Source organism: Allobosea sp. GW822-FHT05A11, from assembly GCF_058800455.1.
The window spans coordinates 15,958-38,076 of the sequence record NZ_JBXAMI010000009.1; the positions used below are offsets into that span (position 1 = coordinate 15,958).

21 protein-coding genes and 1 pseudogene are annotated in these 22,119 nt (G+C 64.7%); 8 read left to right on the forward strand and 14 right to left on the reverse strand.

Annotation, left to right across the window (positions count from 1 at the left end; genetic code table 11):
• Positions 1–216: 216 nt before the first annotated feature.
• From AC1RLU_RS25130 to AC1RLU_RS25155, 6 genes are all read left to right on the forward strand, one after another.
• Positions 217–1,170: a membrane dipeptidase gene (locus AC1RLU_RS25130; protein WP_492798814.1), complete on the forward strand. Its 954-nt coding sequence runs from the start codon at positions 217–219 to the stop codon at positions 1,168–1,170.
• A 39-nt stretch (positions 1,171–1,209) separates the two neighbouring features.
• Positions 1,210–2,454, forward strand: coding sequence for an ABC transporter substrate-binding protein (locus AC1RLU_RS25135; protein WP_492798815.1), 1,245 nt, complete (start codon positions 1,210–1,212; stop codon positions 2,452–2,454).
• Between the two features lie 73 nt (positions 2,455–2,527).
• On the forward strand, positions 2,528–3,472 hold the full coding sequence (locus AC1RLU_RS25140) for a branched-chain amino acid ABC transporter permease (protein WP_492798816.1): 945 nt from the start codon (positions 2,528–2,530) through the stop codon (positions 3,470–3,472).
• A 29-nt stretch (positions 3,473–3,501) separates the two neighbouring features.
• Positions 3,502–5,238, forward strand: a complete 1,737-nt coding sequence (locus AC1RLU_RS25145) for a branched-chain amino acid ABC transporter ATP-binding protein/permease (RefSeq protein ID WP_492798817.1) — start codon at positions 3,502–3,504, stop codon at positions 5,236–5,238.
• Entirely contained in the window at positions 5,168–5,932 is a 765-nt protein-coding gene (locus tag AC1RLU_RS25150) for an ABC transporter ATP-binding protein (RefSeq protein ID WP_492798818.1), read from the forward strand. The genes AC1RLU_RS25145 and AC1RLU_RS25150 overlap by 71 nt, the downstream gene beginning before the upstream one ends.
• Positions 5,933–6,012: 80 nt before the next feature.
• Positions 6,013–7,284 carry an NAD(P)/FAD-dependent oxidoreductase gene (locus AC1RLU_RS25155; protein ID WP_492798819.1) on the forward strand — a complete coding sequence of 424 codons (1,272 nt, stop codon included), beginning with the start codon at positions 6,013–6,015 and terminating at the stop codon, positions 7,282–7,284.
• 127 nt (positions 7,285–7,411) lie between these two features.
• Here AC1RLU_RS25155 and AC1RLU_RS25160 read toward each other — a convergent pair whose 3' ends face one another.
• Complete coding sequence (locus tag AC1RLU_RS25160; RefSeq protein WP_492798820.1) at positions 7,412–8,065, reverse strand: helix-turn-helix domain-containing protein; 654 nt, start codon at positions 8,063–8,065, stop codon at positions 7,412–7,414.
• 326 nt (positions 8,066–8,391) lie between these two features.
• On the opposite strand from AC1RLU_RS25160, the gene AC1RLU_RS25165 reads away from it, so the two are divergent.
• Positions 8,392–9,135: an aspartate/glutamate racemase family protein gene (locus AC1RLU_RS25165; RefSeq protein WP_492798821.1), complete on the forward strand. Its 744-nt coding sequence runs from the start codon at positions 8,392–8,394 to the stop codon at positions 9,133–9,135.
• A 457-nt stretch (positions 9,136–9,592) separates the two neighbouring features.
• On the opposite strand, the gene AC1RLU_RS25170 is transcribed toward AC1RLU_RS25165, so the two are convergent.
• The 6 genes from AC1RLU_RS25170 to AC1RLU_RS25195 all read right to left on the reverse strand — a co-directional run bounded on the left by AC1RLU_RS25170 (position 9,593) and on the right by AC1RLU_RS25195 (position 14,873).
• Positions 9,593–10,780: a patatin-like phospholipase family protein gene (locus tag AC1RLU_RS25170; protein ID WP_492798822.1), complete on the reverse strand. Its 1,188-nt coding sequence runs from the start codon at positions 10,778–10,780 to the stop codon at positions 9,593–9,595.
• 292 nt (positions 10,781–11,072) lie between these two features.
• Positions 11,073–12,026, reverse strand: a complete 954-nt coding sequence (locus AC1RLU_RS25175; protein ID WP_492798823.1) for a zinc-binding dehydrogenase — start codon at positions 12,024–12,026, stop codon at positions 11,073–11,075.
• Between the two features lie 14 nt (positions 12,027–12,040).
• Entirely contained in the window at positions 12,041–12,340 is a 300-nt protein-coding gene (locus AC1RLU_RS25180; RefSeq protein WP_492798824.1) for an ester cyclase, read from the reverse strand.
• Positions 12,341–12,503: 163 nt separating this feature from the next.
• Positions 12,504–13,277, reverse strand: a complete 774-nt coding sequence (locus tag AC1RLU_RS25185) for an SDR family NAD(P)-dependent oxidoreductase (RefSeq protein WP_492798825.1) — start codon at positions 13,275–13,277, stop codon at positions 12,504–12,506.
• Between the two features lie 95 nt (positions 13,278–13,372).
• Positions 13,373–13,972, reverse strand: a complete 600-nt coding sequence (gene wrbA / locus AC1RLU_RS25190) for an NAD(P)H:quinone oxidoreductase (RefSeq protein ID WP_492798826.1) — start codon at positions 13,970–13,972, stop codon at positions 13,373–13,375.
• A gap of 130 nt (positions 13,973–14,102) precedes the next feature.
• A complete protein-coding gene (locus AC1RLU_RS25195; RefSeq protein WP_492798827.1) occupies positions 14,103–14,873 on the reverse strand; it encodes an SDR family oxidoreductase in 771 nt (256 codons plus the stop codon).
• A gap of 233 nt (positions 14,874–15,106) precedes the next feature.
• Here AC1RLU_RS25195 and AC1RLU_RS25200 point away from each other — a divergent pair, with 233 nt between their 5' ends.
• On the forward strand, positions 15,107–16,030 hold the full coding sequence (locus tag AC1RLU_RS25200) for a LysR family transcriptional regulator (protein WP_492798940.1): 924 nt from the start codon (positions 15,107–15,109) through the stop codon (positions 16,028–16,030).
• Positions 16,031–16,084: 54 nt separating this feature from the next.
• On the opposite strand, the gene AC1RLU_RS25205 is transcribed toward AC1RLU_RS25200, so the two are convergent.
• The 7 genes and pseudogenes from AC1RLU_RS25205 to AC1RLU_RS25235 form a co-directional block, all read right to left on the reverse strand.
• Entirely contained in the window at positions 16,085–16,636 is a 552-nt protein-coding gene (locus AC1RLU_RS25205; RefSeq protein WP_492798828.1) for a flavin reductase family protein, read from the reverse strand.
• Positions 16,637–16,828: 192 nt separating this feature from the next.
• Positions 16,829–17,758: a helix-turn-helix domain-containing protein gene (locus AC1RLU_RS25210; RefSeq protein ID WP_492798829.1), complete on the reverse strand. Its 930-nt coding sequence runs from the start codon at positions 17,756–17,758 to the stop codon at positions 16,829–16,831.
• Positions 17,759–17,781: 23 nt separating this feature from the next.
• Positions 17,782–18,072, reverse strand: a complete 291-nt coding sequence (locus AC1RLU_RS25215) for an Atu4866 domain-containing protein (protein WP_492798830.1) — start codon at positions 18,070–18,072, stop codon at positions 17,782–17,784.
• An 89-nt stretch (positions 18,073–18,161) separates the two neighbouring features.
• Positions 18,162–18,590 carry a carboxymuconolactone decarboxylase family protein gene (locus tag AC1RLU_RS25220; RefSeq protein ID WP_492798941.1) on the reverse strand — a complete coding sequence of 143 codons (429 nt, stop codon included), beginning with the start codon at positions 18,588–18,590 and terminating at the stop codon, positions 18,162–18,164.
• Between the two features lie 57 nt (positions 18,591–18,647).
• Positions 18,648–19,376, reverse strand: a complete 729-nt coding sequence (locus AC1RLU_RS25225) for an SDR family oxidoreductase (RefSeq protein ID WP_492798831.1) — start codon at positions 19,374–19,376, stop codon at positions 18,648–18,650.
• 86 nt (positions 19,377–19,462) lie between these two features.
• Entirely contained in the window at positions 19,463–20,299 is an 837-nt protein-coding gene (locus AC1RLU_RS25230; protein ID WP_492798832.1) for an oxidoreductase, read from the reverse strand.
• Between the two features lie 204 nt (positions 20,300–20,503).
• Positions 20,504–22,045: pseudogene (locus AC1RLU_RS25235) on the reverse strand (cation:proton antiporter).
• Between the last annotated feature and the right edge of the window lie 74 nt (positions 22,046–22,119).

Consider the following 22,119-nt stretch of genomic DNA (forward strand, 5'->3'; position numbering starts at 1 on the left):
ACCTCACACGAGCGGCGGCAACGCTTCCGACCGTCACCAGCACGATCGTTGCAGCGAAAACCGGCGTCTCGCAAAAGTTTCCGATCGTAGCATATTGACTTCTATGAAACTCTAAAGTCCACTCTTTCGGGGCAGATCTGGACATTGTCCGGCAGTGGGGCCGCGAGCAGCGAGGGGCTGATCGCGACACACGACATGATTACGGGTGGACGAAGCATGATGATCATCGACGGCCTGGTCGTATCCAATCTGGATCGCGAACTGCTTCTTCAGATGCAGAAGGGCGGCCTGACGGCAGCGAACTGCACGACGTGCGTCTGGGACGACTTTCCGTCGACGATGAAGAACGTGGCGGACCTGAAGAAGCTGATCCGCGACAATTCCGACATTGCGATGCAGATCTACACAGTAGCGGATATCGACGCGGCCAAGGCCTCGGGCAAGGTCGGCATTATCGTCGGCTGGCAGAACAGCACCGGCTTCGGGGACTACCTTCCGCATGTGAACACCTTCGCCGAGCTTGGGCTCCGGATCGTTCAGCTGACCTATAACACTGCGAACACGGCGGGCTGCGGATGCTACGAGTCGACTGATCGGGGCTTGACCGATTTCGGCCATGACCTCGTCGACGCCCTGCACGAGAACCGCATCGTGGTCGATCTCAGCCATGTCGGCTCTGTGACCGCCCGCGACGTGATCGACTATTCCTCGCGGCCGGTCGCCTATTCCCATTGCTGCCCGAGGGCGCTGAAGGATCATCCTCGCAATAAGACCGATGCGGAAATCCGCTACATCATCGACAAGGGAGGCTTCTGCGGTGTTGCCAGCGTGCCGCATTTCCTGGCGCGCGGCATTGAGTCGGATGTTCATGATTTCGCTGCCGCCGTCGCGCATGTCGTGAACATCGCCGGCGACGAGCGCATCGGCATCGGCACCGACATCGCGCAGGGCTGGGGGCCGGACTGGTTCGAGATGATCGCGGTCGATAAGGGCTATGGCCGCCGCCTGACCAGCTTCGCCGATGTTCCGGTGTTGAAAGGGCTTGAGCGCCTGGATTGCTACCCGAACATGCTCGATGCACTGGCGAAGGTCGGCTTGAATTCGCGCGTCATCGAGAACGTCGTCGGAAGGAACTGGCACGAATTCCTGAGGTCGACCTGGGCTCAGTAAGCATCTCAAAAGCATCATAAAATAAACGAGGGGTAAGCCATGCTTAAATTCGACCGCAGAGACTTCCTGTCCGGCTCCATCGCATTCAACACCGCTCTCGGCCTTGGCATGGTGCCTGCGCTGGCTCAGGGACAGCCGATCAAGTTCCTGCTGCTTACGCCCCTGTCCGGGCCCAATGCCCGCTCCGGGGCCCTGATGCGCAAGGGCGCCGAACTCGCCGTAGCTGATGTCAATGCAGCCGGCGGCATCGCGGCGCTGGGCGGCGCGAAGCTGGAAGTCGTCGTGGCAGATGCCGGCGACAGCCCCGAGCGCGCCAAGAGTGCCGCTCAGCGCGTCCTGTCCGAGGAGCCGAACCTCGTCGCCGGCCTCGGCGCCTGGCTGAGCTCCTTCACGCTTGCCGCCACGGAGATTTCCGAGCGCGCCGGGCTGCCGTGGATGACCTACTCCTATTCGGATCTGCTGACCGCGCGCGATTTCAAGCACATCTACCAGACCGCGCCGGTGTCCAGTGCGCTGGCCAACGATGCCATTCCGGCGGTAATGAACCTTGCCCAGCAGGCCACTGGCGCGCGGCCCAAGCGACTGGCGGCGATCGCCGACAGCTCGCTGCCGGCCCAGTCCGTGATGAAGGCCATCCGCGAGAAGGTGGTCGCGGCGAACGCGCTGGAGCTGGTCGTCGACGAGACTTACACGCCCCCTCTCACCGATGCGACCTCCATTGCACAGAAGGTACGCCGCGCCCGGCCGGATATTCTGCTGGTTTACGCCACGACGATTCCGGACCTCAAGGTCATCATCGAAAAGCTGCAGGAGTTCCAGCTCGGTGGCGCGCAGATCCCGATCGTGACCGTCGCGCCGCAGAACGGCTCGCCGGAGGTGGTCGCAAACATCAAGCCTAATCTCGTCGAGGGCATGGTTGTCGTCGTCGGCAACTGGGAAGGTGTGCAGATCAAGGAAATGACCGAGGGCCTGCGTAAGCGCGCCGGCGAGCCCTGGCTGACCGAGGATTTTATCTCCACCTATGGCCAAGTCTGGCTGCTCAAGGATGCCCTGGAGCGCGCCAAGGTCGCAGAGAAGGCTGCGGTGTCCACGGCGCTGCGTCAGACCGATCTGAGCGGTAGCGCCTCGGCGGCGCGTTACTTCGTAGGTGGAACGATGAAGTTCGATGCAGCAGGCCGTCGCGCTGGCTCGCCGATGGTCGTCCTGCAGTGGCAGAACGGCGTTCCGGTTGTGATCGGGCCGAGCTCGGACGCGGTCGCCAAGGCGATCTGGAAGAAGGCGTGATCGATCCACTGCCGGACACGCCGGGCAGGCGCGTCCGGCTGTTGCTTTTCGGACCCTCGGCAGACCTATCAAAATGGCTGATCTCGAAGCTTTCCTGCAGCAGCTGGTACCGGCCATCGCAATGGGCTGCGTCTACGGCGCGCTATGCGCGGCACTGAGCCTGGTGTTCGGCATCATGCGCGTCGTGAACTTCGCCCAGGGGGAGTTCATCACCGCCGGCATGTATTTCGGCGTGATACTGGTTCTCTTTCTCGCGTCGTTCCTGCAGTTCAATTCATTTGCACTGGCGCTGGTCGCCGCCATTCTGGCGTTTCCAGTGTTCTTTTGCTTCGGCGTCTTCCTGCACAAGGCGCTGTTGAGCCATGTCAGCGGCATGAAGGTGATCGAGACGACGCGTGACGGCGGCCACCAGGCGCAGCTGATCGTCACGCTCGGCATTTCGCTGCTGCTCCAGAACGTCTTTCTGATGATGTTCGGCTCGCGCCCGCAATCGATCACGTCCGACATCTTGTCGCAGGCCTGGGCGCTCGGGACGAACGACCTGATGATCTTCGTCAACAAGGGCCGCGTGATCGTCACCATCATAGTCGTGGCCGTCGTGTTCTCGATGTACCAGTTCCTGCGCAAGACCGATCTCGGCGCGCGCATGCGCGGCGCGGCCGACAAGCCCACGGCCGCGACCTATGTCGGCATCGATGTCGATCGACATTACGGCATTGCTTTCGGACTGAGCTGCGGGATCACCGCGCTTGTCGGCGTGCTGATGGCCACCTTCTATCCCGTCGGTCCCTTTGTCGGCTTCGAATTCATCATCGTCCTCTATGCCGGGGTCGTGCTCGGTGGGATGGGATCGTTCATCGGCGCCTTCTGGGGCGGGCTCACCATCGGCGTGATCCAGCAGATGGCGTCCCTCATCGTGCCACTGCAACTGCAGAATGTGCTGGTCTTCCTGATCTTCCTGGCCCTGCTCGTGCTGCGTCCGCAGGGCTTCTTCGGCAACAACGCGGCGAGGCTCTGACGATGTTCAGCTGGTCTCGCAACGATGTCGTGGCGCTCTGCGTCGCGGCGGTCGCGCTCTTCCTGGCGGCGTTCTTCGTCAGCAGCGCCTATTATCAGCTGATCGTCTCGCTGGTCGCCATCTGGGCGCTGTTCGCCGTCGGCTGGAATGTCTTCAGCGGGCTGTCGGGCATGGTGTCGTTCGGCCATGCGATCTTCTTCGGCCTCGGCGCCTATACGACGGCGCTGATGGCGACGAAGCTCAACGTGACCCCGCTCGTTGGAATTCCGGTTGGCTGCCTGGTCGCGATAGCCGCCTCGCTCGTCATCGGCAGGATCACGTTCGGCCTGCGCGGCCACTATTTCGCGCTCGCCATGCTGACTTTTCCGATTTCGGCGATGTACTGCGCCGAATGGCTCGGCCTTCAGGAAGTAGCCCTCCCGCTGCGACGGGAGAATGCAGGCTTCCACCTGCAGTTCGGCGATCCGCGCGTCCTCACGCTCGTGAACATCAGCATGCTGCTCCTCGCGGTGGTCCTGGCGCTGTGCCTGCAGAAGAGTCGGTTCGGATTGGCTTTGCAGGCTCTGCGCCAAAACGAGGCGGCAGCCGAGGCCTCCGGCCTTTCCGCCTTCCGGCTGCGGATGGTCGCCATCGCCGTCAGCGCCGGGCTGGCCGGCCTCGCCGGCGGACTCTACTGCCTCGTCATGCTTGTCGTGACGCCCCACAGCGTCTTGGGCATGCATGTCTCCGCTCAGGCCCTGATCATCTCGATGTTCGGCGGCGTCGGTACCGTCTGGGGGCCGCTACTGGGTGCAGCCGTGCTCGTTCCGTTGACCGAGATCCTCTATGCTGAGTTTGGCGCGGCGCTGCCCGGCGTCCAGGGCGTCATGCTCGGTGCCGCGATCATCGCGGTGATGCTGTTCATGCCGTCCGGGCTGGTGCGAAGCTTCAAGTCGCGCGGCACCGACAGGATCGTCTCCAAAATCCCCACGGCCCAGCAGGCAGGAGCCAGCGGTTCGCTCTGGCAGGGCGGCTCGCATCAGGTCTCTCAGCAGGTCCTGTTCGAATGCTCGGACATCGCGGTCCGGTTCGGCGGGAACTATGCCCTGCGCGGCGTCTCGTTCGATGCGAAGAAAGGCGAGATCGTCGGGGTCGTCGGACCCAACGGAGCCGGCAAGACGACACTGTTCAACGTGCTGAGCGGCTTTGTGAAACCGAGCGGTGGACGCGCCGTGTTCGACGGACGGCAACTGATCGGGCAGAAGCCCGACGCCATCGCCCGGCTCGGCATTGGGCGAACCTTCCAGGTCGCTCGACCTTTTCCCGAGATGACAGTCTTCGAAAATGTTCTGGTCGGCTGCCTGGCTTCGAAACTCGGGCTCGAGGAGGCGTTCCAGATCACCACGCGCGTGGCGGGCGAGTTGCAGCTCGGCTCTAAACTCGGCGCGGAGACAGAAAAGCTAAGCAATTTCGAACTTCGCCTGGTCGAGCTTGCGCGCGCTCTGGCGGCCAGCCCCCGCCTTATCCTGTTGGACGAGCCATTCGCGGGCGTAGCGAGCAGTGAGATCAGCGTCATATCCGACCTGCTGGCCGAGTTGGGCAAAGCCGGGTTCACGGTCATCATCATCGACCATACCGTCCCCGCGCTGAGAAAATTCGTCGATCGGATCATCGTTCTGGACCACGGCGAGATTATCGCCAACGGGCTGCCGGACGATGTCCTTGCCGATCCGGAGGTCAAGGCCGCTTATCTGGGAACGGACACGCTCGCCCATGCTGACATGTGACAATCTTTCAGCGGGCTACGGCGGTGCAGATGCGATCCGCGACGTTTCCCTGCGCGTCGATGCGGGAGACATTCTCGGTGTCGTCGGCCCCAACGGCGCCGGCAAGACGACGCTGCTGCGCGCCATATCCGGATCCCTCCAGATCGCGAAGGGCAAGGTGGTTTTCGATGGCACCGACATCACCACCATGGCGCCGCACCGGCGTCCCGGCCTCGGCCTCGCGCATGTGCCTGAGGGGCGGCAGGTGTTCGGCGAGTTGACCGTCGCGGAAAACCTGGCGCTTGGAGCGACCACGCTGGCGGCCGAAAAGTCGCGCGAGGAGCGCCTCGCATTCGTCTACGACCTCTTCCCGCGCCTGGCGGAGCGTCGCGGACAGCTCGCAGGCACCATGTCTGGCGGAGAGCAGCAGATGGTGGCGATCGGGCGTGGCCTGATGATGGACCCGAAGCTGCTGCTGCTGGACGAGCCGTCGATGGGGCTGGCCCCGAAGATCGTCACCGAGATCTTCGCCAGCATCGTCAAGCTGGGCAGGACCTTTGGCCTGACCGTGCTCATCGCCGAGCAGCGCCTCTCTGAGACGCTGGCCTCATGCAACAAATGCGTCGTCATTGCCTCCGGGCAGATCACCGCCTCGGGCGAGCGAGAGGCGATCGTCAGGAGCGGCGCCATCGAGGAAGCCTATTTCGGCACATGAGGCGAGGTCGATCTCGGCGGGAATAGCCCCTCTCCTGAATTCGTCATCGGTCGCGAAGCGGCTTGCATCGGTATGAGCTCATGACTTCGGAAGATCAGACAATCCTGTGGCGCAACAGCTCGCAGGAACAGGTCGACGCTCCCCCGCTCTCGCAGGATCTCGTAGTCGATCTCCTGATCGTGGGAGGCGGCTTCACAGGTTGCGCAGCCGCTCTGGAGGCCGCGCGCAGGGGAGCGTCGGTTTGCTTACTTGAGGCCGAGGCCATCGCGCATGGTGGATCGGGCCGCAATGTCGGCCTCGTCAATGCAGGCCTCTGGCTTCCACCTGACGAGGTAACCGAGACGATGGGGCTCGAGGCCGGCCGCCGCCTGATCCAGATCCTAGGCGACGGTCCGCAGCGCGTGTTCGCCATCATCGAGGCGGAAGGGATCGCGTGCGAAGCCGTTCGCAATGGGACGTTGCATCTGGCGCACTCCAAAGCGGCGGTCGGCGAACTTCAGGAGCGTCATCGGCAAGGTGTCTTGTATGGAGCGCCGCTGAAGCTCTTCGGCGAGGCCGAAACGGCGCAACGGACAGGTACGTCAGCATATTTCGGCAGCCTTTGGGATGCGCGAGCCGGCACCATCCAACCCTTGAGCTATTGCCGCGGGCTCGCGCGCGCGGCCAGGGCATCGGGCGCCGCCATCCATGCCAGGACCGCCGTCGCCTCTCTCCATCACGGTGATGGGCAGTGGATGGCCGCAGCGAATGGTCATACGGTGCGCGCGAAAGCGGTCCTGCTAGCCACGAACGCCTATCAGCGCCAGTTCGACGGGCCCTTCGCTCCCCAGTTCACTCCTGTCAGCTATTGCCAGTTCGCCACGGAACCGCTGCCCGAGCGGCTGCGCGAGTCGATCCTTTCCGGTGGCGAGGGCTGCTGGGACACGGCGATCGTGATGTCGTCGTTCCGGACCGACAAGGCCGGCCGCCTGATCGTCGGAGGCGTCGGGAACAGCGATGGACCTGGATCGGGGATCCACCACGCCTGGGCCAGGCGCAAGCTCGCCTCTCTGTTTCCAGCGCTGCAGGGGACCGGGTTCTCGCATGCCTGGCGCGGTCGCATCGCGATGACGAAGGATCACATCCCCAAGGTCGTAGCCTTTGGTCCCAATGCCTATGCCTGCTTCGGATATTCCGGGCGTGGGATCGCTCCCGGGACCGTGTTCGGTACGAGCGCGGCCGCCGCGCTGCTGACCGGCGACGACGCCGGGCTTCCGATCGAGCCGATCGGCTCATATGCTGAGCAATTCACAGTCGCCAAAGCCGCCTACTACGAAACCGGTGCGATCCTGACGCACGCGGTTCTCTCGTGATCGCCCATAGGATCGAGCGATGCTGACGGGCCGAGGAAACGCCTGGCATCTCGAAAGCGCGTCCTGATCGGTCGACGTGCTGATCCGGCCGCGCGCTGGAGGGAGCGCCAGCTCGTGCGATATGGCCTCAGACGTCGATGTCGTTCTGTCCTGACCAGTTGTCGCAAACCCAAAGTACTTCGGCATCGCTCTGCGATATGGAGACCAGCGCGTGCTCCATCTGTCCGTCGAAATAGATACTTTGCCCGGACGACATCTTCACCGGCGAGTAGTATTCTGAATAGAACTCGATCTCGCCGTTAACGACATAAAGGAAGACATCGCCTTGATGGCGATTCATCTCGGAAAAATCGCCTAAAGAGCGGGCCTTGATGCGGGACAAAAACGGAAGCATGCGCTTCTTGGACAGGTCCGCGGCCAGCAGCGCGTGCGAATAGGTCGAGCTTTCGAGCACGGGGCCGTTGTTGTGCAGCATCAGGCTACGACGCCCCGGCGCCCCGCCGACAGCTCCTCCGCCGAAAAGCTGGACGAGATCGACCAACAGCCCCTGAGCCAGCTTCTGGATCAGATCGAAGGTCGGCGACATGGCGCCGTTCTCGATCTTCGACAGCGTCGAGCGCGCAACGCCCGTCGCTCCGCTCGCCTGGTCCAGCGTCCACCCCCGCTTCCGGCGGATATTTCGCAATCTGTCGCCCAGTTCGCCACGGCTTCCAGAAGATGCGCGATCGTCGTTCCGACTCGCGTCTTCCGCGTCCGCTTGTTTCCTCTTGGCTATGGCCATGATCGCAGAGATCCCTAGGCGATTGTTACACTGCAGCCGAATTGGGCATCTCAGCCATCCGAGATGCATATCGGCAAGTTCAGTCTCGTTCTTATAATCGCCTGTGTCCACTATATGAAAGTGGCATGCACCGCCAATTTCTGGCGGAGTTTTCCTGCTGCCCTTGGTGAACGACCGGGTGGGTTCGCATGCCAAATGTATGGTCGTCCGGCAAAGCGACATAGGCAAAGCCGCCCCCACGTTAACGGCAGCGGCACTCTTCGCAGCTATTGTTTCCGATTGACTAATAAGTGGCTCAATACGAAACTAAATTAATTGATAGGGAGATGACGATCGTGACGGCCTACAGCGTTCGTACGAAGAGCCAATCCTGGTACGGGCAGCCGATCGGCATCCTCATTCTCGATGCCGCATACCCTTGCGTCCCCGGCAATGTCGGTAACGCAACGACCTACGACTTTCCTGTTTGCTATCAGGAGGTGCAGGGGGCATCGATCGATCGTCTGCTCACCCAGCGCGATCCAGCTCTTGCGCAGCCCTTCGTCGAAGCGGCTAGAGAGCTGGAGCGCCGGGGCGTGCGCGCGATAACCGGTGCATGCGGCTTCATGGCGCTGTTTCAGCGCCAGGTGGCGGCAGCCGTCCGCATCCCGGTTTTTCTGTCCAGCCTGATGCAGGTGCCGTTCATTTATGCAACGACCGGCAAGCCGGTGGGCATCATCACGGCGAATGCGTCATTGCTGCGGGACGAACATTTCGACCTGCTCGGGATCTCGCCGTCGATACCGAAATCGGTCGCGGGGATGGAGACGCAGCCGGAATTCCGAAGCGCGATCCTCGAGGAAAAAGGCACTTTGGACAGCGCCGCGATCGAAGCGGAGGTCGTTGCCGTCGCCCGGGACCTGATCGTTCGAGCGCCGGAGACCGGCGCGATTCTGCTCGAATGCAGTGACTTGCCTCCCTATGCGCGCGCTGTTCAGGAAGCCGTAGACAGACCCGTCTTTGATTTCAACACGATGATTAACTACATGCACGGAGCGATCGTCCGGCGCCGATATTCTGGACACTTGTAGGATTTCAGTTGTTTTCGGTATTGATGACGACACTGGGGGCTTCCAGCGTGCTCATGATGATCCATTACCCGATCGAGACGGATGGATAACGTTCACCACGACGAAATAAAGCTGGCTGGTTGATCGGGCCCCGACGTTTCTTCAAGAGCGCCGAAGCTAGGGTTGTCCTGCGCCAGGAGCTGACATTGGCAGGTAGCCCGGAAGCGGACATTGGCCTGCCGTAGCCTGTTGCCATCGAAAGGTGGGCACGTATCCGCCCCACACAGGCCGCCCGGATGTCATGTGATAGTGCGCGTCAACGTTTTGGCGACGAACGATCGCTCGTTTGCGACCAGACGCAAGCTACACTCGACACTGTATAGAGAGGGGACATGGCCCTGATCGCGGAAGCTGACCGTATCGTCCAGGCATGGGACTTCAGTAGAAGCCGGACGCCGCGTTTTCCCGCGCCGGATGTCTATCGCCGTAATGCGAGCATCGGCGAGGCCGGTGGAACCTTGCGCCAGGCCCGTCCTTCCAGGGCGTCCTGATAGCCGGCCTTGAACAGCGCCTGCATGTAGAGCGGGTCGAACTCGGAGCGCTGCTGCGCTGTGAAACTCTCGGGCACGGCGGCGAAGGCGAATTCGGCCCTGAGCTGGCGCGCGACCTCCGACAGCGTCGTGATGTTCGCGAGCGACTGGTACTTGACCAGCGTCGTGATCGAGCGGGAGGCCAGCGCCATCACGCTGCGTTCACTGGCCTTGTATTCCGGGCCGAGCTTGCCGTTGCGGATCACGTAGAGCTTCAGGCGCCGCTCATGCCCGAAATGGTGGCGGGCGGCGCCGTTCAGGTCAAGGCCGGGCGGGGCGAAGAAGATCTGGGCGGAGACACCGCCATCGACATGCAATTCGTCATAGGTCCGGCCCTCGCTGGTCACATTGATGGCGACAGGAGGGAAGACGCCCGGAATGGCCGCGGAGGCCAGGAGCGCGTCGACGAAGAGCTTGCGGCGGTCCGGATTGCCGCTGGCGGCGATGGCGCCGAGATCCCAGACGACCGGCCGCTGGGCATCGAGATTCGTGGTCTGGACGAGCAGGCGCCGCCCCTTGCGATGCTCGGTTGCGATGATGTCCAGCAGAGTGTCGTCGGCATGACGCTCGATCAGGCGGCGCAGCGGGTCCGTATCGTAGAGCGAGTCGCCGAGCAGCCCGACGATGCCTCTGTTGCGAAACAATTCGCTGTCGCCATAGCGCGTATAGACCTCTTCGAGCGCGGCATCATAGGCCGGGCCCGCGAAGACGAAGGGCGCCGCCAGAGAGCCGGTGCTGACGCCTGTGACGACCTCGAAGCGTGGCCGGTCGCCGCGCTCGCTCCAGGCCTTCAGAAGGCCGGCTCCATAGGCGCCGTCACCACCTCCGCCGGAGATCGCGAGGAAGCTCGCCTCGTTGCGGCAGGCGCGGCAGCCTGAGGCCGCGATCTGCCGATATTGATTGTCGAGATAGGCTGGAACGCGGCTGTCGATGCCGTCGGCCCAGAATCGGATCTGGCCGTAGCCGGCGACCTCCGCTCCCTCCTGCCGGTCGAAGGGCAGAGCCTGCGGACGCCCCTGGAAGGTGCAGGCCGGTAGCAACATCAGCGCAAGGCATAGAGCAGCGCGAACGATCATCATTCGCCTCCATGAACGGCGCTCGGAACCACTATGCCCCCGCGACCGAGGTATTCAAGTCCGATTGCAGGAATTGCCGAGGTGCGGACGAGGGGGCATGGAACGCCGCGGCCTCGTTGCCGACGTCATCGACCGCAGCAGACCGGCGAACCGGACGACCTTGCCGAGCGAGCCAGGACGACCGCAAAGCGGCAAGGCCGACAAGTGGCTGGCTCATGAAGGTTGGAGGCGAAAAGCGCCCATGGCGCTCTCATCACGGAAACGCCATGGACGCCAGCCGGCACATGCACCCTCAAGGAACCAAGACCGGGTTCGGGCCGATGGCACGATCGGCGATGTCGCGATGGGCCTGCGCGGCATCGAGCAGGCGATAGCGCTGCAGCACGATGTCGCCGAAAATGCCTTCCCGCCAGCGGTCGAACAGCTCGTTCGAGGCCTGTTCCAGCATGGCACCTTGGACGGTTCCCGCCGCGCTGGCATGCGCGACCTTGATCGACCTTGCCTTGAGCTCGGCCTGGTCGATCTCCGGTGCGCCGGAAGCCGCGCCGATCGTGAAGATTTCGCCGCCGTCACGCACCGCCTTCAGTGAGGCGGGGAATGTCGCCTTGCCGACGAACTCGTAGACGACGTCGACACCCTGCGGTGCGACGGCACGGATCCGAGACCCGAGGTCGGGTTCGTCGGAGGCCAGCGCATAGTCGACTTCGCGTGCAATTCCGCTGAGCTTGGCGGCCGAGCCGACCGCGATGACGGTCGCGCCGAGGGCCTTGGCCCAGCGCGTCACCAGCGAGCCGACGCCACCGGTCGCGCCCTGGACCAGCACCTTGTCGCCCGGCTTGACCTTGTGGAGGTGGCGTACCGCAAGCCAGGCGGTGACGCCCTTGGTTAGGAAGCCGGCCGCGATGTCGGTCGGGACATCGTCGGGCAGCTTGATGAGGGCGGTCTCGTCGACCAGACGTTCTGCTGCATAGGCGCCCGGTGCGAAGAAATAGGCGACGCGGTCCCCGACGTTGAACTGGTGGGCGCTCGGGCCGGTTTCGGTGATGACGCCGGCCGCTTCCACGCCGGTCACGAAGGGCAGGGTCGCCCCGAAAGCGCCGGAGCGGAACATCGTGTCGATGAAGTTCACGCCGATGGCCTCGTGGTGCAGCTTGACCTGGCCGGCGCCGGGGTGTCCGACGGTCTCGTCTTCGGCGACGAGGACGGACGGGGCGCCGGTTTCATGCATGCGGATGACGGTGCTCATGACACGCTCTCCCTTCACTTCGATAGCGGCGCGATCACGCCGAGCTGCTGGAGGACCGAATAGAGGTTCGCCACGCCCCAGTGATCGGTGATCTTGCCCTCGACCACGCGCATCGCGTCGACGGTCTCGAAGTTCAGCGTCTTGCCGGTGGCAGGGATGCCGAGGAAGTCGCCCCGATGCGTGCCGTGATAGGTCTTGAAGGTGGTGACGACGTCGCCGTCGGCGCGCTGCCAGTGGATCTCAGGCCTGAAGTCGGGGAAGGCGACGCGCAGGCGCTGATAGAGGCCGAGCACGCTCGCCTTGTCGCTCTTCATGCCCGGCTGGGGCGTGTGTCGTGAAAGTCGTCGGAGAAAGCGTATCGAAGAGCGCCCAATCTCCGCCGCCCTGAACCTCCAGGGTATTGCGGCGGATGACGGCTTTCGCCTGTTCGCTGATGTCCTGTGTCATGGGATTGTCTTTCCTGAATTGGAGTTGAAGTCAGAGTTCGAAGCCGCCGATGGTCATCCCGCCGTCGACCACCAGCATCTGGCCGAAGAGGTAGCTCGCGGCGTCGGAGCTGAGCCAAAGTGCGGCTTCCGCCAGTTCCTGCGGTCGCCCGCCGCGCTTGGCCGGGATCGCCGTCCGGGCCAGTTCCGCGAAGGCCGGGTTCTGGGCGCTGTTGGCGACCACCATCGGCGTCTGCGTCCAGCCGGGCGCCAGCGCGTTGATCCGGATGCCGCGGGCGGCATTCTCCATGGCCGCGACCCGGGTGAGGCCGTGAACGCCATGTTTCGAGGCGGCATAGGCGCTCATGCCGCCCGGGCCGGTTAGCGCCGCGACCGAGGCGGTGTTGACGATCGCGCCGCCACCCGCCCGGAGCATGGCCGGAATCTCGTGCTTCATGCCGAGGAAGACGCTGCGCAGGTTGACGGCGACAACCTTGTCGAAATCCTCGACCGGATAATCCTCGATCCGATGGGTGCCGCCGGTGATGCCGGCATTGTTGAAGGCGATGTCGAGCCGCCCGGCGCTCTGTTCGACATGGTCGATCAGCGCCTTCACGTCGGCTTCGCGGGAGACGTCGGTCTTGCGCGTCTCGATGGCCTGGCCCGCCGAGCGGATGAGGGCCTCGGTCTCGGCGAGGCCGGCTTCGTTCAGATCGGCGCCGAAGACACGGGCGCCTCTGGCCGCGTAGAGCCGGGCCGCTTCTCGCCCGATCCCGGAACCTGCGCCGGTCACGAGCACGACTTTGTCTTTGAAGTCTGCGGACATGAGTTCCTCCTTTGCGAAAGGAGGCTGTCCCTTCGCATCAGGTGGTGCGTCGATTTTGGGGAAGGTGGCCGGGCTCTAGGGCCCGGCCGATCGGATCAGCCGAACAGCTTGGCGGCCGTCTTCGCGACGAGCTCGCCCTGGTGGCGAGCGCCGGCGAGTTCGAGAGCCGAGGGCTGGCGCGAGCCGTCGCCGCCGGCGATCGTGGTCGCGCCGTAGGGAGCGCCGCCGACGATCTCCTCGATCGTCATCTGGCCGGCATGGCTGTAGGGCAGGCCGACGATCGTCATGCCGAAATGCAGCAGGTTGGCGATGATCGAGAACAGGGTCGTCTCGTTGCCGCCATGCTGCGTCGCCGAGGAGGTGAAGGCGGCGCCGACCTTGCCGTTCAGGGCGCCGCGCGCCCAAAGCCCGCCGGCCTGGTCGAGGAAGGCTGCCATCTGGCTCGACATGCGGCCGAAGCGAGTGCCGGTGCCGACGATGACCGCGTCGTAATGTTCGAGATCGGCGACGCTGGCGACCGGAGCGGCCTGGTCGAGCTTGAAATGGGCCTTCCTGGCGATCTCTTCGGGCACCGTTTCCGGCACGCGCTTGATGTCGACGGTCGCGCCGGCGGCGCGGGCGCCCTCGGCCATGGCGTTCGCCATGGTCTCGATATGCCCGTAGGAGGAGTAATACAGCACCAGAACCTTGGCCATGATGGAAGTTTCCTTTTGGTGAGGGAGCAAGTCTTGAACTGGGGCTTACCGGGGTATTTCTGCCGCCCGCCAGCCTTGTTGGAAATCCGAATACGATCGAGCGTTAGGTTCGATAAATCCGGCAAGCAGCTCAGATCACGGCGAGCAGGCCGCCATCGACCTGAAGCGCGATGCCCGTGACGTAGCTCGACAGATCCGAACCCAGGAAGGCGGCGGCATCGCCGATCTCCGACGGCTGCCCGAGGCGCCGCAGCGGCGTGCGCTGGCGAAAGCCCTCGCTGGCGGCCGCGATATCCGGTGTCTTGCGCAGCAGTTCCGTATCGATGGGGCCGGGCGCGATGGCGTTCACCCGGATGCCGTCCGGGCCGAGCGCATCGGCCAAGGCCTTGGCCATCAGCACGACGCCGCCCTTGCTCGTCGAATAGGCGACGGTGATGCCGGCGCCGACGATGCCGCCCATGCTGGCCATTAGGATGATGCTGCCGCCCTTGCCGCGTGCCTTCATCCGCTGGCTGGCGGCCTGGGCTCCGAAGAGCGTGCCGTCGAGATTGATCGACATCAGCCGGCGATAATCCTGCTCGCTGACATCGGCGCCGTCGGAGCGGAGCGAGATGCCGGCATTCAGCACCATGACGTCGACGCCGCCGAATTCGTCAGCAGCGGCCACCAGCGCATCGTTGTCGGCGCGGCTTGACACATCGGCCTTGAAGAAGCGCGCGGCGACGCCGAGGGCCTCGATCTCGGAAGTGGTGGGGGCGCCGCCTTCGCGCGGGGTCTCGGTGATGTCCGAGACGATCACGGCCTTGGCGCCGTGACGCGCTGCTGCGATGGCGATCGCCCGGCCGATGCCGCTCGATGCGCCGGTCACGACGACGGTCTTGTCCTTCAGGATATCGCTCATGGTCTGTCTCCTGGACGTGCGGCCGCATTCCGCGGCGACGCGGTTCCCTGGGTTGCGAAGGGATGATTTCGAGCCGAGCGCCGGCCTCAGTACGGCTTGATCGAGTTGCTCATGCGCTTGTCCTCGTCTCGCCGCGAAGGCCTGTGCTCTTTTCGATGAGGAGAAGCTGTGCTCGCTAGGCGAACGAAAAAACCGGCATAAGATAGACGATCACGTTCGAGGAAATCGATATGATCTCGGAACCGGGCACGCCCACCCTGGACCAGCTCAAGGTGCTGCTGACGGTTGTCGATGTCGGCAGCTTCGCCGGCGCGGCGCGCAAGCTGAACCGCGCCACCTCCGTCGTCAGCTATGCGATCGCCAACCTTGAGGCACAGCTCGGCCTGACGCTGTTCGATCGCGAGACCACCCGCAAGCCGCAACTGACGGAGGCCGGGCGCATGGTCCTCGCAGAGGCCCGTCGGGTCGCCAACAGCATCGACAATTTGCGGGCCAAGTCGAAAGGCATGCTGCAGGGACTGGAATCGGAGCTGCATGTCGTTCTCGATACGCTGCTGCCCGAGCATCGCGTGGTCGATGCCCTGACCAGCTTTCGCGAGCGGTTCCCAACCGTCAACCTGCACCTCTATATCGAATCCCTCGGGGCCGTGACGCGGCTGGTCCTCGATCGCGTCGCGACCGTTGGTGTCGCAGGTCCGCTGGTGACGGTCGATGCCATCGAGAAGGTCGGCGTCGGCAGCGTCCGCATGATCCCGGTCGCGGCGCCCGGACATCCCCTGGCCAGCGCTGCGAACATCCCATCCGGCGCAGGGCGCGAGCATGTCCAGCTCGTCCTGACCGACCGCTCGGATCTCACCAGAGGCCGGGATATCGCGGTCGTAGGCACGAGCACCTGGCGGCTGGCCGATCTCAGCTCCAAGCACATGCTGCTCAAGGCGGGGATCGGCTGGGGCAACATGCCCGAGCCGATGATCCGGGAGGATCTCGCCGCCGGCCGCCTGATCCATCTCGACATGCCGGACAGCATCGGTGGCGACTACGTCATGGATGCGATCTATCGCACGGGTACGCCGCCGGGGCCGGCGGGCCGGTGGCTGATCGAGCGCTTTCGCGGGCAGGTGCCGCGTGTCGACGGCGAGGCCCGCACGGAAGGATGAGGATGGCCCGGAAGGGCGCGCGAGGCCCCTTCCGCCCTCAATCCATCGCCGTTCTCAGCGCGGGAGATGGCGCCACTTCACCATGCGTTCGCGCAGGTCGATCACATCGCCGTCGACCGCAAAGCTGCCGTCGCCGCGATGATGCAGGGTCCGCCGCTCCTTCCGGCCCTTATCGATCCAGATCCGCGAGGCTTCGAGGATGAAGAGGTTGTAGCCGTCGGTCAGGGCGATGTCCGCGACCTTGCATTCAATGTTCGCGAGGCACTCCGCGATCAGCGGTGCTGCGACGTCGTGAGCCGGCTGGGGCGTCAGGCCGAAGCGCTCGAACTTGTCGAGATCGGCGCCGGAGCAATTGCCGATATCGACGACGGTTTCTGCCAGATCGACCGTGGGGATGGCGATGACGCATTCGCCGGTCGCCTTCAGCGCATCGTAGCTGTGATCCCATGGGCCGATGATGCAGCCGATCAGGGGCGGATCGTGCTGGATCATCATATGGAAGCCCATCGTCATGACGTTGGGCGTCCCGTTCCGGCTCGTGGTCACCAGCACGATCGGGCCGGGTTCGAGCAGGCGATAGGCCTGCGAGGCTGGCAGTTCCTTCATGATCGTACTCCCTGTTCGCGCACCTCCCGTCGAGAACGAGAGGATGGAGGTTTCGTTGCGTCGGGCCGGCGCTGGTCAAGGCCGCTCGGTCGACAGGACGGAACCTAGGAAAGCTTGATGCGCTGTTCTCCTGGCGCCTTGCTGGGGCTGGCGGGATCTTGCTCAATTCGTGGACTGGCCAGGGCACCGGCGCTAACCCTTGCGGTAATCGCTTGGCGACAAGCCGGTCTCGCGGCGGAAGATCTGGGCGAAATGGCTGGGGCTGGAGTAGCCGACGGCCATGCCGATCTCGATGATGCTGGTGTCGGTCTCTTGCAGCATCCGCTGAGCCCTGGCCACCCGCTGCCGAATGAAATAGCGCGAGGGCGGCAGGCCCGTCGCCTGCTTGAACAGCCGGCTGAAATGGAATTCGCTCAGCCCCGTCGTCTGCGCCAACTGGCCGAGATCGAAAGGGTCTTCCAGGCGCGCTTCCATCATGGCCATCACCCGCCGGAGCTTCGCGCCGGGCAAGGCATTTTGGCCGCGGGTGCCGATGTCCGCGACCGCATAATGGCGCAGGAGATGCACAGTGAGGCTCTGCGCCAGCCCTTCGACGAATAGTGCGCTGCCACCGCCTTCCGCGACCAGTTCTCGATGGAGCAGGCCGAGAATATGCGAGAGCGTTTCGTCGCGGGCGCCGGAGACGTCCTTCAGCGTGATGTTGCCGGCGGCCTTGCCCAGCATCTCGTGCGCGATCCGCTCGAACAGCGGGACGGATAGATAGAGATGCATCACCTGAAAGGGCTGGTCGCTCTGCGTCTGCCAGCGCATTTCATAGGGAACCGGCGAGCGCGTCAGGAAGAAGTCGCCGACATTGACCTGGTTGGCCGTCCATTCGCCGCCGAGATCACGCTCCTCGACGATGGCGCTGCCCGCCATGATCCAGACGACGAGCGGCTCCGCCACGGCCGGAACCAGGAACGGCGCCTGAACGCGGTCCCGGGACAGGATCTGGACGAAGAGATCCTGCCAGGCCGGGCCGTCGCCGCTCATCAGCGTGGTCCCGCTGATATAGCTCTCGAGCCCGGCCGGGGAGGTCCGGTCGGGGACGGATGGCGGCGAAGATGGTTCGATTGGGGCCAATATCCTCGTCCCGGCTTCTGCGGTCAGCGTGGAAGCTTGCCGTCGCGATAGAGGATCATGCCGGCATGGTGGAGCACGCCGTCGATGAACTCGCCATCGGCGGTGAAGCCGGTGTCGTCCCAATAGTCGATGTGATTGCCGCGGACTTCGTAGCGCCCCTGATAGGCGCTCTCGCGGCGGCCGCGCGCTTCGTCATACCGCCCATTGGGCAGCAGGTTGTGGCGGATATGGCCGTCCGTCGTGATCCACATGCCGGCATAGGGGTGGTTCGTGTCGGGCGCGGAGGAGGCCCTCGCTTCGGATGCCTTGCTCATTTTCGGAACTGCCTTCTCATGGGGGACGGAAACCGCGATGGATGCGAGCACGAGGGCCGCGATGACGCCGTAGGTCATGGCGAGCGCGCCTATTGCCGCGTGTTCTGCGCGGCCCGGCGTTCGGCGAACAGCGCGGACAGGCTTTGCGAGGCGGCGATCGCGCGCGGGAAGCCCGCGGGCACCGTCACCAGATAGATGATCTCCTTGAGTTCATCCTCGCTGACGCCGATATTGAGGGCATAGCCGGCGTGGATTTTCATGAAGCCGGTCTCGCCCATGGCCGCGAAGGCTGCGACGGCGGCAAGCTGGCGCGTCCGATCATCGAGGCCCGGCCGGGACCAGACATCGCCGAGCGCATAGGCGTGGGTCGCCTGCGCGAGAAACGGAAATTCCTGCTTCATCCGCTCCAGGGTGGGCTGCGAAGGCCCACCATTGAGGTGGCGGACGACGACGTCGCCACGGCGAAGCCGTTCTTCCGTCGTCTGGGCCAATGACGGCTCCGGCGCGGCAGCGAGCATGAGCGTCGCGGCGACAGCCTGGAGATGGGCGCGTGTCTGGGGCACGACAGTTTCCTTTCAGGCTGCGGTGGGGCGGATGACGATGTCGCTGGTGTCGACATCGGCAGGCTGGCCGATCACATGCACGATGGCATCGGCGATCGCCTGGGGCTTCAGGGCGATGCTGCGATAGGCGACCATCGCTTCCGCCGCGACGGGGTCGGTGATCGTGTTGGCGAGCTCCGATTCCACGACGCCCGGATAGACGCAGGTCACCCGGATCTTGTCGTTCTCCTGCCGCAGCCCGTCGGAGATCGCTCGCACCGCATACTTGGTGGCGCAGTAGACCGCGGCGGTCGGCGACACGCTGAGGCCGCCGATCGAGGAGACGTTGATGACCTGGCCGGCGCCCTGGCGGTTCATCGCTGGCAGCACGGCGGCGATGCCGTAGAGCACGCCCTTGATGTTGACGTCGACCATCCGGTCCCATTCGTCGACCTTCAGGGAGGCCATCGGCGAGAGCGGCATGATGCCGGCATTGTTGACGATGACGTCGATGCGCCCGAAGGCGGCGAGCGCGGCGTCGGAAAAGGCCTGGACATCGTCGCGCGAGGTGACGTCGACGCTGCGATAGAGCGCCTTGCCGCCGGCCGCCTCGATCTCGGCGGCCAGGGTTTCGAGGCGGTCCGTGCGCCGGGCGCCGAGCACGACGGTGGCTCCGGCCTTGGCGAGGGCGCGAGCGGTGGCCTCGCCGATGCCGCTGCTGGCACCGGTGATCAGAACGATCTTGTTCGCGAGATGGCTCATGGGATGTTCCTTTGTTCGGGATGGGTTGGGATAGGTGGGATGGTGCCGCGCGGCGGCGTTCGACTGCGACCTGATGGGAAGGGTGGTCAGGCGGTTTCCGGGAAATCCGTGCTGCGGGTGACGTCCTCCCAGCGCCGACGATCGTCGTCGAAGCGGTCGAGACGGATCTGGGCGCGCTGGAGGGCGTCGCTGCCGAGCAGCAGGTCGAGCGGCGGCTCGTCGGCATCGACGGCTGCGAGGATGGCCAATGCGGCCCGGCGGGGATCGCCGATCTGCTTGCCGTCCTTGTCGAGCAGCGCGCCGACCGCCCGGCCGCTGCTCGCGGCATAGTCGTCGATATGGGACGCGGTCCGCAGCATCGAGCGGCCCGACAGGAAATCGGTCCGGAACGAACCGGGCTCGACCGACGTCACCCAGAGTCCGAATGGAGCAAGCTCCTGCGAGAGAGCGCTCGAAATCGCCCAGAGCGCCGCCTTTGTTCCTGCATAGATGCCCGAGCCGGCGCCGGGCGCGATGCCGGCGATCGACGAGATGTTGATGATATGGCCGCGCCCCTGCGCCCGCATCCGGGGGAGCGCGTGGCGGAGGATCGCGAGCGGCCCGAAGACGTTGATCTCGAAATTCTGCCGCGCCTCTTCATCTGAGGCGGCCTCGACCGGGCCGATCAGCCCGTATCCGGCGTTGTTGACCAGGACGTCGATCCGGCCATGGAGTGCGAAAGCTGCGGTCATCGCCCGTTCGATCGAGGCGGCATCGCCCGCTTCCAGCGACAGGACGTCGAGCTTCTCCGTTGAAAGGCCTGCCGGGGCGATACCCTCGCGCGTCGTGCCGATGACGCAATCGCCGCGTTCCAGCGCGGCCTGCGTGAGGGCGTGTCCCAAGCCCCGCGATATCCCGGTGATGAACCAGACCTTGTCGCTCATGATCGTCTCCTGTCTTCCGCGGTGCGGGCCTGACTGGCTCGCCGGCTCTGAAAGGGAGATTAGATTGTGATGTGTGCTCCAATAATCGGCTATGTCTCAAATTGACTCGTTAGCCAGATCGACATAATTGCCTGCGGCCGACCATGCTCGCGCAAGGTTCCCCGAGTGCGCGACGACCGTGGATCGTACGGGGACCGGGCCGGCTCATGCTTCTTCCAGTTGATGCCAATGCGGCGGTGAGGCCGCCAATTCCGCCCAATCGAGCTCTTCCTCCAATGCGTGGAACACGTCGTCTTCGATCTCTCCCGCGCGGCGTGTCGCGGCGAGCCGAGCCCGCATGCTGTCGAGCGCCAGGCGCCGCAGATGCTCCACTTTGCCGAGCGCGCGGGGATGGTGCCCCTCCGCCGCCATGACCCTGTCGGCGAGATAGATCTCCCTGAGATCGGCCGCCTCTTCGCCCGCCTCCCTGCCGAGCTCCGCAATGGCGGCGTCGAGCAGCGTCACGCGTGCGGCAGCGAGTTCGTCGTCGAAGGAGTCGTCCGGTTCGAGGCCGAGCAGTCGGATCAACGGGCCGAGCGTCAGGCCCTGTCCGATGAGCGTTCCCATCACCACCGCGAGTGCGCTGAGCACGATCAGGTCCCGCCCCGGGAATGCGGCCGGCAGCGAGAGTGCGGCGGCGAGCGTGACGCCGCCGCGCATGCCGCACCATGAGACGACGAGCCCCTGTGCGAGGCTGGGCGCATCCTCATCGCCGCGTCGGCGTACCCTCACATAGCCGGCTCGATTGAAGAACAGTACCCAGGCGATCCGGGCGACGATGACCGTGGCCAGCACGGCTCCCGCGAAGCTGAAGGCCTGCCAGATTTCGCCGGGCGCAAGGCGCAGGACGATGGCCCGGGCCTGCAAACCCATCAGCAGGAAGGCCAGGACGTTCAGGACGAAGACCGCCGCTTCCCAGACCGCGTAGGAATGGACGCGATCGCGCGCCGGTTGCCGCTCGGGCACATAGCGAGCCACCGTCATGGCGAAGGCGACAACGGACAGGATCGCGGACAGATGCAGCCGCTCGGCAATGATCCAGGCCCCGAACGTCGTCACGAACTCGAACAGTCGGCCTCCGAGCGTGCCGGCAAAGCCCGGCGCCAGCTTCAGATAGACAAAGCCCAGCCCGATGCCGACCGCGATACCGCCGGGCGCGGCGATGGCCAGTCGGGGGATTTGCGACTCCAGTCCGCTTGGTGCGGAGATCGCGGCCACTGCGGCGCTGAAGATCAGCAGCGCGATCGCGTCATTGAAAAGGCTCTCGCCCTTGAGAACCGTGATCGTTTGGCGCGGCAGGGCGAAACGCCAGAGGACGGCCGTGGTGGCGGCGGCATCCGGCGGGGCGACGATGGCGCCGAGCGCGATCGCGGCGGCGATCGGCAATCCGGCGAACGCAATCCCGATCCAGGCGACCGCCGCCGTCGTCAGGATCACGGCCAGCGCCGCCAGGGCTAGCAGCGGCAGCCAGTTGCTGCGGGCCGCGCGCGGCGAGAAGTCATAGGCGGCGTCGAGCAGCGCCGGCGCGATGAAGAGCGCCAGAGCAAGCTGCGGATCGATGGCCACCTCCGGCGCCTAGGGCAGGGCGGCGACCAGCACGCCGGCCAGAGCCAGCATCGTCGGATAGGGAATGCCGAGCCGCCGCGACAACTGAAGCAAGGCTACCGCCAGCAGCACCAGGATCAGCATGGTCTCGAACAGCGCCATCCGAGCGCCTTTCCTTGTGCCGTGGCCTTCTCTGGGGACAGGAGGAGGGCCGCAACAGCGCCTTGCGAGCCGCC

Bases quoted from the DNA above. Each gene is read 5' to 3' on its own strand.
- AC1RLU_RS25140 (WP_492798816.1), top strand. From the start codon at position 2,528: ATGGCTGATCTCGAAGCTTTCCTGCAGCAGCTGGTACCGGCCATCGCA.
- AC1RLU_RS25220 (WP_492798941.1), bottom strand. From the start codon at position 18,590: ATGCTCGCTGCCGCGCCGGAGCCGTCATTGGCCCAGACGACGGAAGAA.
- AC1RLU_RS25195 (WP_492798827.1), bottom strand. From the start codon at position 14,873: ATGAGCGATATCCTGAAGGACAAGACCGTCGTCGTGACCGGCGCATCG.
- AC1RLU_RS25155 (WP_492798819.1), top strand. From the start codon at position 6,013: ATGACTTCGGAAGATCAGACAATCCTGTGGCGCAACAGCTCGCAGGAA.
- AC1RLU_RS25150 (WP_492798818.1), top strand. From the start codon at position 5,168: ATGTCCTTGCCGATCCGGAGGTCAAGGCCGCTTATCTGGGAACGGACA.
- AC1RLU_RS25135 (WP_492798815.1), top strand. From the start codon at position 1,210: ATGCTTAAATTCGACCGCAGAGACTTCCTGTCCGGCTCCATCGCATTC.
- wrbA (WP_492798826.1), bottom strand. From the start codon at position 13,972: ATGGCCAAGGTTCTGGTGCTGTATTACTCCTCCTACGGGCATATCGAG.
- AC1RLU_RS25165 (WP_492798821.1), top strand. From the start codon at position 8,392: ATGACGATCGTGACGGCCTACAGCGTTCGTACGAAGAGCCAATCCTGG.
- AC1RLU_RS25215 (WP_492798830.1), bottom strand. From the start codon at position 18,072: ATGAGCAAGGCATCCGAAGCGAGGGCCTCCTCCGCGCCCGACACGAAC.
- AC1RLU_RS25175 (WP_492798823.1), bottom strand. From the start codon at position 12,026: ATGAGCACCGTCATCCGCATGCATGAAACCGGCGCCCCGTCCGTCCTC.
- AC1RLU_RS25170 (WP_492798822.1), bottom strand. From the start codon at position 10,780: ATGATCGTTCGCGCTGCTCTATGCCTTGCGCTGATGTTGCTACCGGCC.
- AC1RLU_RS25160 (WP_492798820.1), bottom strand. From the start codon at position 8,065: ATGGCCATAGCCAAGAGGAAACAAGCGGACGCGGAAGACGCGAGTCGG.
- AC1RLU_RS25205 (WP_492798828.1), bottom strand. From the start codon at position 16,636: ATGAAGGAACTGCCAGCCTCGCAGGCCTATCGCCTGCTCGAACCCGGC.
- AC1RLU_RS25185 (WP_492798825.1), bottom strand. From the start codon at position 13,277: ATGTCCGCAGACTTCAAAGACAAAGTCGTGCTCGTGACCGGCGCAGGT.
- AC1RLU_RS25180 (WP_492798824.1), bottom strand. From the start codon at position 12,340: ATGAAGAGCGACAAGGCGAGCGTGCTCGGCCTCTATCAGCGCCTGCGC.
- AC1RLU_RS25130 (WP_492798814.1), top strand. From the start codon at position 217: ATGATGATCATCGACGGCCTGGTCGTATCCAATCTGGATCGCGAACTG.
- AC1RLU_RS25225 (WP_492798831.1), bottom strand. From the start codon at position 19,376: ATGAGCCATCTCGCGAACAAGATCGTTCTGATCACCGGTGCCAGCAGC.
- AC1RLU_RS25230 (WP_492798832.1), bottom strand. From the start codon at position 20,299: ATGAGCGACAAGGTCTGGTTCATCACCGGGATATCGCGGGGCTTGGGA.